5 protein-coding genes are annotated in these 14,999 nt (G+C 60.4%); 2 read left to right on the top strand and 3 right to left on the bottom strand.

The genetic code is table 11. The features are described from left to right. Positions 1-72: 72 nt before the first annotated feature. Positions 73-1,821: a TolC family protein gene (locus C4J86_RS22120; protein ID WP_256681710.1), complete on the top strand. Its 1,749-nt coding sequence runs from the start codon at positions 73-75 to the stop codon at positions 1,819-1,821. 131 nt (positions 1,822-1,952) lie between these two features. Continuing rightward, on the top strand, positions 1,953-5,561 hold the full coding sequence (locus C4J86_RS22125; RefSeq protein WP_124371854.1) for a transporter substrate-binding domain-containing protein: 3,609 nt from the start codon (positions 1,953-1,955) through the stop codon (positions 5,559-5,561). Positions 5,562-5,851: 290 nt separating this feature from the next. On the opposite strand, the gene C4J86_RS22130 is transcribed toward C4J86_RS22125, so the two are convergent. The 3 genes from C4J86_RS22130 to C4J86_RS22140 form a co-directional block, all read right to left on the bottom strand. Next, on the bottom strand, positions 5,852-6,781 hold the full coding sequence (locus tag C4J86_RS22130; RefSeq protein WP_164487787.1) for an OmpA family protein: 930 nt from the start codon (positions 6,779-6,781) through the stop codon (positions 5,852-5,854). 289 nt (positions 6,782-7,070) lie between these two features. Next, a complete protein-coding gene (locus tag C4J86_RS22135) occupies positions 7,071-7,994 on the bottom strand; it encodes an OmpA family protein (RefSeq protein WP_124371856.1) in 924 nt (307 codons plus the stop codon). Positions 7,995-8,117: 123 nt separating this feature from the next. Beyond that, complete coding sequence (locus C4J86_RS22140; RefSeq protein WP_124371857.1) at positions 8,118-14,969, bottom strand: Ig-like domain-containing protein; 6,852 nt, start codon at positions 14,967-14,969, stop codon at positions 8,118-8,120. Positions 14,970-14,999 lie beyond the last annotated feature (30 nt).

Raw genomic sequence — 14,999 nt, forward strand, 5'->3', positions numbered from 1 at the left:
ACTGTTTCCAAGCAACGCCGTTTTCGATTGACCCCGGCCGCCTGGTTAGTGTCGTGCTGCCTGTTCGGTGGCGTGATCGCTCAACAAGCCATAGCCGAAGAGTTGCTGACGTTTATGCCGGTCGCACCGCAGAAGCCGGCGGCGCCGTTAGAAAAAAAACCCGCAGCGGCGCCCGTGACGGCACCGCAACGCAGCGCTACCGTCAATCGCCGCGACAGCGAGCTCGCCTCGTTCAATCCAGCGCCGGCCCCCGTGTCTACGCCGGCCGCACGGGGGACGCTTGAGTTCAAGCCGATGACGGCCGACGCCAAACCGGCACGACCTGCCGCAGCGGCACCCGCTGGGCGAAAGGCCAACGACGTGCTCACCTTCGAGCCCGCTTCCGCAGCCACCGCCGACCGCACGATTGCGCTCCCACGCCCGGCGTCCACTTCCGCGCCGGTCGCGCCTGCCTATGCGGGCAAACCTGCCGTAAACGCCGCCCCCCCGGCGTCGAGGGCAATACGTGAGGCCGAACAGCAAGTCCACAGTGTCTCGGCCCTCTCATTGGCCGCATTGCCACCACGCCTGGCCGCCCGGCGTGGCGAGGGCACTTACATTTCCGGCCCTTCCGAAGCCGAGCTTCGTGCCGTATTCAATCGCGCCGTGGAAGCCGCCATCGAGCGTGCGCCGACGATTTTCCGTGCCAAGGCCGAACAACAGGCCGCTGAAGAAGATATCGCCGAAGCCGAAGGCCAACGCTGGCCACAAGTCGACATTGGCACCCAGACCTCACCAGTCAATTTCGGCAAAGGCTCCGATGCCGAGACCGGCAGTGGCGGCATCAACCTGGCCGTCACCACACCCGTGTACGACTGGGGGCGCATTCGGCACTCGATCGACAGCCGAAAACGCTTGTCCCACGCCGCCGATGAAAGCCTGGAGTCGGAAAAGGAAACCCTGGGCTATGAAGTGGTCACCACCATGATCGAGCTGGGCAAACAGCGGATCATTGTCGACCTCAGCCAGCAATTTGCCGACCGCATGAATGAGTTGGTCAAAATGCTCGCCGGTATTGTCGCCGTCGACAGAGGCCGCTCCAGCGAGTTGACCCAGGCGAAGGCCCGTATGCTGCAGGCACAAGCCTTGCGCGACTCGGCCAATGCAAAGGCCAAGGATGCCGAAATCACCCTGCGCAAACTGGTGGGCGACCGCCCGGTAGCCATCCCGCGCACGACGGAATGGAACATTCGCCTGGCCAACCTCGACTTGCTGCTGAACGACGCCAAGGAACATCCGACCATCCGCAAGGCCACCGCCGAAACGGAGTCCGCCGAATTGCAAGCCAAAGCCGTGCGTGCCGGCGGGTTGCCGCAGTTGAACTGGGTCATCAGCAAAAGCACCGCCGAAGACACCTTGGGCCGCGAACAACCCTGGCAAACCAACTTGTCGGTGACCTGGGGCGCCTTCCGCGGTGGCTCGACCCGCGCCGCCGAACGCGCCGCGTTGCAACGCGCCGATGCCAGTCGCTATGAAGTCGATCAACAACGCCGTGACCTGGAGTTCCGTATCCGCACCGCCGACCACGATGCACGCACCATGCTTGAACGCTCGGAGCTGTACCGTGAACTGACAAACGAGTCGGGGCGGATTCGCGAAGACTTTTTCCAGCAGTGGCACCACCTGGGCAAGCGCACCTTGCTCGATGTGCTCAGCGCCGAAAACGAGCACTACAGCAATCAGGTCAGCGAGATCACCAATCGCTTTGACGGCTACCAGTCCATTCTGCGTCAATATGCGGGAGCTGGTACATTGGCCCGATGGTTGCGCACCGGGAGTTGATCTTCGTGTCACGACGGCATCAGTCAAACAAATAACAGCCGGCATGGAATGTGCCAGATCCATGCCTGAGGGTGACGCGCACCCTCTGCGGGCTTGGCTATCAATGCCTCAAGGGAACAGATGCTTTGAAAATGCCTGATTTTTCCGTCGCCTGCTGGTCGGTGCTCCTGGTTTTATTGTTTTCGGTGAATGCACAGGCGCGGCCTCCCGCGCTCGTGGAGTTATTGGTCAACGCCCCGCTCACTGCCCCTCATGTGGAATTTGATCCACACACCAAAGCCTGGCTGGCTACCGACCCCCTGATCAATGTGGCGATCTGGAGCGGCGCGTTACCCCCCTTGCACATGGGGTTCGAGCAAGATCAATTCGAAGGCGTCACGGCCGACTACCTGAACGTGGTGCAGGAGGTCACCGGGCTGCGCATGAAAATCTGGCGTTACGCGACCCGGGCCAAGGCCAGGGAGGCGCTTGAGCAAGGCCAGGTCGACATGGTGGCGCTGCATGACGTCAGTGAAGGCCAGAACGGCGCAATTACCCAGTCCAGGCCTTACTTGTTGAACCGCAAGGTGATTGTCCGGCGTATTGGCGAAACCCAGCTGCCCTCGGCGGACCTGAGTGGACAGCGCCTGGCTTACGTGGGCGACGATACGGTCGGGGCGCTTTTACACAAGCAGTACCCGAACGCGACCCTGATCCAGTATTCCAACCATCTCAACAGCCTTGCCTCGCTGGTCTATGACCAGGCCGATGCGTTCTGGACCGACGCCATCACGGCCGAATTCCTGATCAGGTTGCTCTACAGCAATGATGTGTATATTTCCGGCGACGCCCTCTCCACCTCCGCCGATATCAACTTCGCCGTCAGCGACCGCCAACCCCAGCTACTGGCCGCCATCAACAGCGCACTGGACGCCATCTCCCCCGCCGACATGATGCGGATCACCACGCGCTGGGGGCTGAGCAATAACTTCGTGGTCGAGCAACCGCCGCTGAACCTGGATGCCGAGCAAACGGCCTGGCTCGCAGCCCATCGCAAGGTCAAGGTGCTGGTGGCCGGCTCCTACGCGCCCCTGACGTTTTTCGATGATCAGGACCGACTCCAGGGCCTGGGGGCGGATTTGTTGAAAATCGTCAGCCAGCGTACCGGGCTGGAGTTTGAAATTATTGGCGGCAACAGCCTCCCCAACATGATCAAGCAACTGGAGGAAGGCCAGGCGGAGCTTATCGCCGCCGTGAGCATTGGCGATTTACGACTTTCCCCCGAGCAATACACACGGCCCTATCTGATAAGCCCCTTTGTCGCAGTAAGCCGCTCAGGGGGGCAGATTAAAGGCCTTGAAGACCTCAAGGGCAAACGCCTGGCCGTGGCTACCGGCAACCCACTGTCGCAATGGCTGGCTCGGTACCACCCTGAAATCATCCAGATTCCGGTCCCCACGGCGGTGCGCGGCATCGAACTGCTGTCTGACGGTGACGTCGATGCCAGCGTGCATACCCGCTTCGGTGCCGACTACTTTATCAAGCACCATTTCCAGCAGGACCTTAAGATTGCTGCCGTGATCGGCCCCACTCCGGCGCGGGTTTCGATGGCAGTCAGTGCCGAAGACCTCCCTCTGAAAAGCATCATCAACAAGGTGCTGCTGGGCATTCCTCCCGAGGAGCTCAAGACCTTGAGCGACCGCTGGCGCAATCATGCGGCCCCAGCGGTCTCCAGTTCATGGAATACCTATAAGGACGACGTTTATAAAGTCGTCGGTGTGGCCATCGCCTTCGTCCTCGCGTTTCTGGTGTGGAACTACTACCTGCAGATCCAGATCAAGAAACGGCGGAGTGCCGAATTGGCCCTCAGTGACCAGTTGGCCTTCAGCAAAACCCTGATCGACGGTTCCCCCATCGCCCTGTATGTGCGAGACAAGGCCGGACGGCTGGCTCACTGCAATCGCGCCTATCTGGAGTTTTTACAAACAACGCCGGAAGAGGTGATTGGCAAGACCCTGCTCGACGCCGGCGTCATCTCACCGCAGTTGAGTCGCCAGTACCAAAAAATCTATCAGGACACCCAACACCACGGTGAACCGACATTCGCGGACCTGGAAATCGACGTCAAAGGCCGCCAACACCGGATCTATCACTGGACCCTGCCCTACCAGAGCAGCGCGGGAGAATTTTCGGGGGTGATCGGCGGCTGGCTGGACATCAGCGAACGTGAGCAATTGATGGAACAGTTGCAGCAGGCTCTAGAGGCCGCTGATGAGGCCAACGATTCCAAATCGATTTTCCTGGCAAGCATGAGCCATGAAATTCGCACGCCCATCAGCGCGCTGATCGGGTTGATCGAGATGCTTCGCGTGCGCGGTGGCACCCCGCAACAGATCGATGAAAACCTCACCGTGGCGCATCAATCGGCGCAGTCGTTGCTGTCCTTGATCGGCGACATTCTGGACCTGTCGAAAATCGAGGCCGGCGCCATGCAGCCGTCCCCGCGCCCGACCCAACTCGGCGAACAGCTGCGCTCCATTCACAAGCTGTTCCAGGTCAACGCGCACAATAAAGGGCTGCGCTTCGACCTGCTGCTGGAGGCCCGTGATCAGCAGGTGATCATCGACACGCTGATGCTGGACCAGATTGTCGCGAACCTGATCAGCAACGCCATCAAGTTCACCCAACAAGGCTTTGTCGAGCTGTCCTTGAAACAGCTGCCGGACGATGCCGCTACAGGTTTTGGCAGCTACCTGATCGAAGTGCGTGACTCAGGATGTGGGTTGAACGAGCAGCAGAAAAAGGCGATCTTCGAACCCTTCGTTCAAGTGGCGCCCGCCGCTACTATCAGTGGGCGCAGTACCGGCTTGGGCTTGAGCATCTGCACCCGCGTGGCGACACTGATCGATGCCCGGCTGAGCGTTGACAGCCAGCCCGGTAAGGGTTCGTGCTTCCAGCTTCGCTTCACGGCTGAGCGATCAGCTCTGGCGCCCGCCCTCGCCACCATTGCGGCCCCGACCCAAACGGGTCGCAGCCTGAAGATCCTGGTGGTGGAAGACCATGCGCCCAATCGCCTGTTGCTTTGCCAGCAAATCGAATACCTGGGCCATCGCGCCGTGGCCTGTGACAACGGCGAGACCGCGTTGGCCGAGTGGAAACAGGCCCAGCCGCCCTTCGACCTGACCATCACCGACTGCAACATGCCTCATATGGACGGCTATGAACTGACCCGGCAGATGCGCGAGAGCGAACAGTCCCGCGCGCTCGGCGCCCATCCAGTCTTCGGCCTTACCGCCCACGCCCAGTCGCACATCATCCAGGACTGCCTGGACGCAGGCATGACCCAATGTCTGTTCAAACCCCTGGGCATCGAAGCCCTGACCCAGCATATCGGCAACGTCTCAGCCCAGGTCGAACGCCGGGAGAGTGCCTCCCGCGTCAAGGGCAGCGAGCTGCAGAAGCTCAAAGCCCTGGCGCCCGAGGCCTATGCGTCCCTGGTCAACGAGTTCATCACCACCAACAGGGCCGATGGCGCTCGACTTGAACAGCTCGGGCTCGATAACGAATTCGAAAAAATGGTCAGCCTGGCCCACAAAATCAAAGGTGGTGCGCAAATGGCCCATGCCGTGGAGATGGTTGATGCCTGCGTGGCGCTGGAGGCATCGGCAACTCTGTGTGATGCGCCGGCCTGCGATCAACAGGTCAAGCGGATCTTGAGCGCCATGCAGGTACTGGAAGAACAATTGCTGGCCAGTCTTTGACCTGCGTCTTGTAGCCTCTGGCGAGGCAGGAGGCCGAGATGGGGCTGGGCGGCATTCCGACGTAGCGGCCCCCGGAGGCTACAGACATCAGCGTGCGGTCTTCAGGCGCTTTTGATTCAGCCCGGCATTGAGTCAGGGGTAAATTCAAAGTAAAAAAAACCGTCGTACCTGGGGTTCAAGTACGACGGTAAATCAAGAAGCGATGCTTCTTGAGAGCGGGTTCGTAGCGGATGCCAATCCGCCAAACAAGCCACGCCAACAAGCGCGATGAAGCCCCTGCGGGGGCTGACTCATGGCTCGGCGCGGTCAAGCTCCACGCGAATCGCCACGCGGCGGTTCGGGGCATAGCAATTGATCTGTTCCAGCCGTGGTCCGTAGCAGGTATGTACCACCGGTTCGCGGCTGCCGGCGCTGTCGGTGCTGAGGATCGACTCGGCCATGCCACCGTCCACCAGCATCTGGCGCACGGTATGGGCCCGTCGCTCGCCCAGCAGTTGGTTGTCGCTGGCGGTGCCGAACGGGTCGGTATGGCCCGTCACCCGGACCTGTTTGATCTGCGCTTCATCGCGCTGCAACTCACCCAGCAAACGCTCGATGGCAGTGCGCCCCGCCGCGCTGATATCGCGGTAGTCGGACTTGCCATGGGCAAACAGCACATCGCTGGCCAAGGTGTAGTGCTTGAAGCGCTCATCGTCCTTCAAGTACTCGTAATAGCGACAGGCCTCGACGTTGGTGGCACGCGACAACGCATGCATCTGTGAACGCGTGGCCTTCAGCTCGCGCTCGGCCTCTTCGCGGTTCAACGGCATCGGGAAGGTACCGCCGTCTTCACGCACTTTCAGGTAGTAGGTGCGCCCGCCTTCCAGGTTGGCCAGGTACAGGTCCGTGGTTTTTCCTTTGTAGGTCGGCGCATCGTTCAGGTAAGCACCCAGCGTATGGCTGCCGGGGGCCAGGCAGAAGCTGGTGAAGCCGCCGGGCAGCAGGCCGGTGTGGAACTCCCGGTCGATATACACATGGGCGGCACCGGCGCGTTGCACGCCGTCCTTGCTGCGGTAATACACCACCTGCGTCTGGTCCACCGCCACCGGCGGCGGCGGTATATAAGCGGCATAGAACACCCGCCCCGCCACTTGACCGGCCTTGGGCTCCTGCGCCAATGCGGGATAGCTTGCCAGTAAGGTGGCGCCTGTCAGCAGGCCCGCCAGTGTTGTGTTTCGCATGAGTGTCATCGTGGTTCCATCGCCAACGCCAACATCGGGCCCTGGGAAAAAAAACAGAATGGGGCTGGTGTTGAGGACCAACCGTTTGAGTCGGAATTATCCGACGGCGCACCTTGTGCAGCTATAAGACACGTCTCAGAAACGCCCAAACAGGCCAGATGATTACCCCGTCCCTGTAGGAGGGATTTTCAACAGCGGCCTTTGAGCAGGCAAAAAAAACCCGACGCCATCCGTGCATCGGGTTAAAACCAGGAGAGGGGAATCTGCCTGGGAGTATCAGGTGTGTGTATCAGTTGCGCGTATCGACCCGCACCACCACACGACGGTCAACGGCGTAGCAGGCGATCTGCTCGGAACGCGAGCCGTTGCACGCGTTGCTCACTGGCTGATCGGAACCGGCACTGCTGGCGGTGACCGACGAGGCGCGCAAGCCGCCGTCGAGCAACAGGCTGCGCACGGTCTGTGCACGCTTGAGGCCCAGGGTGTAGTTGGAGGCAGTAGAGCCGATAGCATCGGTATGGCCGACCACTTCAACACGGTCCAGGTTGGTGTTTTCCTGCTTCAGCTGGGTGACCAGTTGGCGAATGGCTTCGCGGCCCTTGAACGTAATGTCCTGGGTACCGGATTTGCCGAAGGCAAACAGCACGTCACCGGACAAGGCGTAGTCCTTGTACTGCGCTTGCACCGGCATCGGCAGGTAGTCACAGGCCTGCACGGTCGAAGCGCGGGACAGCGCCTGGACCTGCTTGCGCATCCCCATCAGCGCACGTTCGGCTTCTACGCGAGTCACGGCTTGCGGCGCGCCGTAGCCGTCTTCGCGTACTTGCAGGAAGTAGGTCTTGCCGCCTTCCAGGTTGGCCGAGAACACGTCGGTGCTCTTGCCTTTGTACTGCGGCGCGTCTTTTACGTAGGCGCCCAGGCTGTGATTGCCCGGCGCGACGCAAAAGCTGCTGAAGCCACCCGGCAACAGGCCGGCGTGAAACTCGCGGTCCACATACACATGGGCGGCGCCCTGCTGGGTGCCCATGCCATTGGCGCGGTAATACACCACTTGCACCTGACGCTCGGAAACCGGTGCCACGGGGGTGTATTGAGTGCCGAAGACCTTGCTCGACACAACGCCGGGCTTGAACTCCTCGGCCGTGGCGAACTGGGCACTGGCCAGGGCCACACTCAGTACTGCGACGTTAAAGATGTTTATACGTTTAAACATGATCATGACTCCACCGTGGGCACCCGCAGGCGCCCGCAGCTATTGAATGAGTTGAGGCTGGCCAGGCCAACCGTTTGGCAACGCAAGCCGTACGCAGGCCAGGCCTGCGCACGGTGTTCGCGTTTACACCAGGTTGGTGGTTACCCCGTCCTGCACCAGCAACTGGGCATCGAGTGAGGAGTGTTGGAACACGTTGTACGTCACGCCTTCCACAATCACCTGGCCTTGACCTGCCCAATCACCCGGGTCGGTACCGTCGGCCAACAGGTCGTCGAGGTTGACGACGTCGCCGGCGTTGCCTTTGATCATCATCTGGACGGACTCGTCTTCGGTGAAGAGCGAAGATTCGCCCAATTCCAGAACATCGCCCAGGTTGAGGTTCAGGGTGTTGTTGCCGGTGCCGGTGAGGTCGATGATTTCGATCGATTCAAGTTTTCCCGCAATAGAGTTGAGATCAAGAAGTTGGCCGGCACCGGTAATTCGCAATGTATCGACGGAGCCGCCGCCATTGATGATGCTGTCAACATTGTTAAGTAACCCGACATCAGCAATTGAAAAGATGTTGTCCGCGTTGCCACCGAAGTACCCTGCAGCTTCGATGATGCTTTGATTAGTTTCTGGACCCGATACACCACCAGAATCTGTGTAGTCGAATCGACCAAAGTTGATATCGTCCACCCATATGTACTGATCCGCCCCGCCTATTGTCAGTGTGACGGAGGAGAACTCCTCGCCATAAGGCAATTCAGTGGTAACAGTTCCACGAGTCCCTCCCGCGACTGTCAAATGCGCACGGTAAACCTCATCACCAGCTGCATTGTGGAATATGGCGGTAAACATAGCATTGTTGGTCAAATCACCGACATTGAAGGAAACAACGTTTGCTGGTTGACCGGTCAGCTCCAATCGTACCGTTCCGGTGATTTCAAGCGCATTAGTGGTAGGACGATCAGAAACAGAATCGGTTGTTATACCTATTTGCTGAGAAAAGCCCGTCCCAACAGCAACAGAAACCACATCGAACCCATTAAGACTGACCCTTGTACCAGTTGGCAGCGCTTGTGCCGGTACGCCGTTGAAGTCTTGTGCAATATCGTAGGTCACGCTCTTGGAAGCACTTCGATACTCCGACACGTTTCCGGCAGCATCGACCAATGCACCTTGAATAGAGGTCGGATTGCCACTTGTACCTACCGGTCCAGTAATAATCGCGCTCCCTCCATCAATTTCCGGCTGGGTCAGTTCATGCTGAACGATTCGCCCGTCGACTATAAGGTGAATACTATCTCCTACCGCCAGAGTACTTCCGTCAAAGCTTACAGTGATATCCGCACCATCCCATTCGATCAAGTCAAGAGTCACAATCGAAGTATCCAATGTCACAGCCTGAGCGACGGTATTGGCATTGCCTGCTGCATCCAAAACCCGAGTATGGATGGTCCAGTCCCCGGTGTGGCTGTTCTGATCAAGGAAGCTCCAGCTACCATCAGCATTCATCAACACATCAAGCCAGGTAGCCCCACCGTCGGTGGAGATCTGCACCGTCTCACCCGCAACCAAAGCCGCAGTCAACGAACCCTGAATCAAACGCCCAGCGCTGCCGTCGTTAGTGACGAAATCGCCACTGTCGGCACCGCTGTCCTTGCTCATGCTCTCGACAATCGCCGAGGTAGTAGGCGCTTCGGTATCAATAATCACCGTCCACGAATCAGACGGCGCGCTCTGGTTACCGGCCTGATCCTGCGCAATCACATCGAACTCGTTGGTCGAGCCATTGTTCAGCGGTGGGTTAGGCGTGTAGCTCCAGGAACCATCCGGTTGAACAGTGACGCGATCAATTTCAACGCCGTTGTTGCGCACAATGATGGTGTCGCCCGCTTCACCACGGCCCGACAGCGTCGGCGTGGTGTCATCGGTGGTGGAACCATCAGGCAACGACCCCTGGATGGTGCCCACATCATCCGTCACATCATCAATAGTCGGCGGCGCCGAAGGCGTCAGGTCGATGTCCAGGTTGAAATCAGCAGTCGGTGCGCTTTCGCCACCGGCTGCGGTGACAACGGTAGCGGTAAAGGCATAGCTGCCTTCAGGCAGAGCGGGTGCAACGGTGTATTCCCAACGACCTGCGCCGTTGACCGGCACACCGGTTGCCAGCAGATTACCGTCCAGGTAGATATTGACGGTCGAACCTGGGGTGGCCTGGCCATTCAATGTCGGTGTGGTGTCATCGGTGACGCTGCCGCTGGCCAGTGGATCCTGGACCGGGCCGACGTTATCCGTCGCTTGCTCGATGCTGATAGCCACGGCCGAGGTATCGACGGTGAAGTCGATCGGCGTGCTTTGCGGGCTACGGTTACCCGCAGCGTCCACGACCACAGTGCTGAAGCTGTGCGGACCGTCAGCCAGGGCAGGGGCCGGGGTGTAGGTCCAGTCACCTGCGCCATCGACCGGTACACGGCCGATTTCCACACCGTTGTCGTAAATGATCAGGGTGGTGTTCGGCTCGGCAGTACCGCTGTAGGTCGGGGTGCTGTCATCGGTGGTGCTACCGCTGGCGATCGGGCCGACGATGGCGCCGACGTTATCTTCCAGTTGGCTGGCATCTGCCGCTATCGGTGCGGTGGTGTCCACGGTGATCGGGTAGTTGCCGGTCGGCGGGCTGGTATTGCCGGCCGAGTTGCTGGCGGTGGCGGTCAGGTTGTTAAGGCCTGGGGTCAGTGCTGGTACCGGGGTGATGGTCCAGTTGCCCATCGCATCGGCGTCAATGCTACCGACTGCCACGCCATTGGCGAACAGGGTCACGGTGGAGAACGGCTCAGCCGTACCGCTGACTTGTGGCTCGGTATCATTGGTGCTTTGACCGGGCATGATGTTGCCAACCACATCGGCGACGTCATCGAACACGCCGGTGATGCTTGGCGCGGGTGGCGTACCGCCTGCAATAAGCTCGAAATCGACGCTGTTGGACGGATCGCTGATGTTGCCAGCGGCGTCTTCGGCCCTTGCGCTCAGGTCATGCGGACCGTTGAGCAACGGCGGAGTCGGAGTGAACGTCCAGCGACCATCGGTACCGACCGGCGCGCGACCGATTTCGAGGCCATTGTCATAGATGACGACGGTGGTGTTCGGCTCGGCCTGACCGCTGATGTCCGGCTGGGCATCGTCGGTGATGTCGCCCGGCAGGATATTGCCGGTGGAAGTGCCCTGGTCATCGAACACGCTGTCGATGGTCGGGGCCACGGGGGCCACGGTGTCGATGATCACCGTCCACGAATCGGACGGCGCGCTCTGGTTACCGGCCGGATCCTGCGCAATCACATCAAACTCGTTGGTCGAGCCATTGTTGAGCGGCGGGTTCGGCGTGAAGCTCCAGGTGCCATCCGGTTGAACGGTGACGCGATCAATTTCAACGCCGTTGTTGCGCACAATGATGGTGTCGCCCGCTTCACCGCGGCCCGACAGGGTCGGCGTGGTGTCATCGGTGGTGGCGCCATCGAGCAACGAACCCTGGACCGAACCGACGTCATCACGCACGTCTTCGATGGTCGGCGCCGCTGAAGGCGTCAGGTCGATGTCCAGGTTGAAATCAGCAGTCGGTGCGCTTTCGCCACCGGCTGCGGTCACAACGGTAGCGGTAAAGGCATAGCTGCCTTCTGGCAGAGCGGGTGCAACGGTGTATTCCCAACGACCTGCGCCGTTGACCGGTACACCGGTTGCCAGCAGATTACCGTCCAGGTAGATATTGACGGTCGAACCTGGGGTGGCCTGGCCATTCAATGTCGGTGTGGTGTCATCGGTGACACTGCCGCTGGCCAGTGGATCCTGGACCGGGCCGACGTTATCCGTCGCTTGCTCGATGCTGATAGCCACGGCCGAGGTATCGACGGTGAAGTCGATCGGCGTGCTTTCCGGGCTACGGTTACCCGCAGCGTCCACGACCACAGTGCTGAAGCTGTGCGGACCGTCAGCCAGGGCAGGGGCCGGGGTGTAGGTCCAGTTACCTGCGCCATCGACCGGTACACGGCCGATTTCCAAACCGTTGTCGTAAATGATCAGGGTGGTGTTCGGCTCGGCAGTACCGCTGTAGGTCGGCGTGCTGTCATCGGTGGTGCTACCGCTGGCGATCGGGCCGACGATGGCGCCGACGTTATCTTCCAGTTGGCTGGCATCCGCCGCTATCGGTGCGGTGGTGTCCACGGTGATCGGGTAGTTGCCGGTCGGCGGGCTGGTATTGCCGGCCGAGTTGCTGGCGGTGGCGGTCAGGTTGTTCAGGCCTGGGGTCAGCGCTGGAGACGGGGTGATGGTCCAGTTACCCAGTGAGTCCGCCTGAACGCTGCCCACTGCCACGCCATTGGCGAACAGGGTCACGGTTGCGTTCGGTTGAGCGGTACCGCTGACCTGTGGCTCGGTGTCGTTGGTGCTTTCGCCGGGCATGATATTGCCGACGTTATCAGCGATGTCATCGAATACGCCGGTGATGCTTGGCGCGGGTGGTGCGCCACCTGTGAGCAATTCAAAGTCAACGCTGTTGGACGGATCGCTGATGTTGCCAGCGGCGTCCTCGGCCTTTGCGCTCAGGTCATGCGGACCGTTGAGCAACGGCGGAGTCGGAGTGAACGTCCAGCGACCATCGGTACCGACCGGCGCGCGACCAATTTCCACGCCATTGTCATAGATGATGACGGTGGTGTTCGGCTCGGCCTGACCGCTGATGTCTGGCTGGGCATCGTCGGTGATGTCGCCCGGCAGGATATTGCCGGTGGAAGTGCCCTGGTCATCGAACACGCTGTCGATGGTTGGGGCCACGGGGGCCGTGGTGTCTACGATGATGATGTATGGGTCCGACGGCTCGCTGGCGTTGCCAGCCGGGTCGGTGACGATCACGGTGATCGGGTGCGGACCGTCTGCCAGCGCTGGGTCCGGGGTGAATTCCCATTTGCCGTCTTCGTCAACCTCGGCCTGGCCGATTTCTACGCCGTTGTCGATGATGGTAACGGTGTCGCCAGGTTGCAGGCCGCCGCCGCCAAAGGTCGGGGTGCCGTCGTCGGTGGTGCCGCCGTTGCCGACGTCGCCGGTGATCGGGCCTACGTTGTCGATGGCTTCTTCGATGCCACCGGTACCTGCGCCTGGCTTGACCGGGGCAGTGGTGTCAACGATGACGATGTACGGATCGGATGGCTCGCTGACGTTACCGGCAGGGTCGGTCACGATAACAGTGATCGGGTGTGGGCCTTCAATCAGTGCTGGGTCCGGAGTGAACTCCCAACGACCGTCTTCGCCAACGATGGCTTCGCCGATTTCCACACCTGCGTCGATGATGGTGACGATGTCGCCAGGTTGCAGGCCGCCGCCGCCAAAAGTCGGAGTGCCGTCGTCGGTGGTGCCGCCGTTGCCGACGTCGCCGGTGATCGGGCCTACGTTGTCGATGGCTTCTTCGATGCCACCGGTACCCACGCCTGGTTTGACGGGTGCGGTAGTGTCGATGATCACGATGTACGGATCCGACGGCTCACTTTTGTTGCCGGCCGGGTCAGTCACGATCACGGTGATCGGGTGCGGGCCTTCAATCAGTGCCGGGTCCGGAGTGAACTCCCAACGACCGTCGTCGCCAACAATGACTTCGCCGATTTCCACACCATCGTCGATGATGGTCACGGTATCGCCTGGAGTCAGGCCACCGCCGCCAAAGGTCGGGGTACCGTCGTCGGTCACGCCGCCGTTGCCGATGTCGCCGGTGATCGGGCCGACGTTGTCGATGGCTTCTTCGATGCCACCGGTACCGATGCCTGGCTTGACCGGGGCGATGGTATCGATGATTACGATGTACGGGTCGGAGGGCAGGCCAGCGTTACCGGCTGCATCCGTGGCCACGGTGGTAAAGCTGTATTCACCGTCCGCCAAGACTGGCGATGGGGTGAATGACCAGGTGCCGTCTTCTTCAACCACGGTCTCGCCGATTTTTTCGCCGTTGGCGAACACTTCCAGCTTGGCGCCGGCTTCGGCAGTACCGCTCAGGGTCGGGGTGTTGTCGTCGGTCAGACCGTTATTGGCGATGACACCGGTCTGGTCGCCGAAGTCATCGGTGATCGCGTCAATGGCGGATTTGCCCGGCGCGGTGATGTCGACAATGAAATCGAATTCGTCGGATGGCCCGCTGACGTTACCGTCTTTGTCCTTTTCGACAACGATGATCGAGTGCTCGCCTTCAGGCAATGGCGTGGTGGGGGTGTATTCCCATTTGCCGTCGTCGCCGACCACGACTTCGCCGATCGGCTTGCCGTTGTCTTCAATGATGATGATATTGCCCGGCGTACCGGTGCCGCCGAAGGTCGGCGTGGTGTCGTCGGTGGCGCCGCCGTTTTTGATCGGGCCTTGATCTGCGCCAACGTTGTCAGTGGCGCCGCCAATGACAGGGGTGTCCAAGCCAGGCTTGCCGCCTTCTTCGTGATGCTTGTTGTCGTCATCGTCGCGGGCCAGCTTGTAAGCCGCACCCAGCAGACCTAACGCGCCCAGGCCCAGCAGAGCGGGCCAGAACCAGCCGAGGCCAGTACCAGCAATCAGGCCTTCGCCAAAACCAACCAGCTCCTCGGAACCCAGCACTTGCGGGGAGGAAACGCCATCGGCGAGGAAGGCTGCAGCGTGATCGCTTTCAGCGTCAGACGAAATGTACTCGTAGTAGGCACCGTCTTCCGCCACACCGACCAGTTGGCCAGGGTGCTCGTAGAAGCCTTCGATGATCAGTTGCGGATGGTCGGGGTCGGTACCTTCAGTGGCCACATGCAGGTCGTTGCCGACGCGCTTGATGGTCAGGTTTTCGGGGGCAACCGGTTTTTCACCGCCCTCGGCGAGAATGTACTTGCCATCCTTTACTGCTTTGATGCGCACAGGGGCGCCCTGTTGGGTGGTGCGAAGCTCCACCGACTCGGTAATTGTTTTGCCGTCCACCACGGCGACGTTCACTGCGTTTGTGTTCAAAGTGATGCCTTCATTCGTCAGGTTAGTCTC

This window comes from Pseudomonas sp. R2-7-07, assembly GCF_003852355.1.
Lineage (GTDB): Bacteria > Pseudomonadota > Gammaproteobacteria > Pseudomonadales > Pseudomonadaceae > Aquipseudomonas.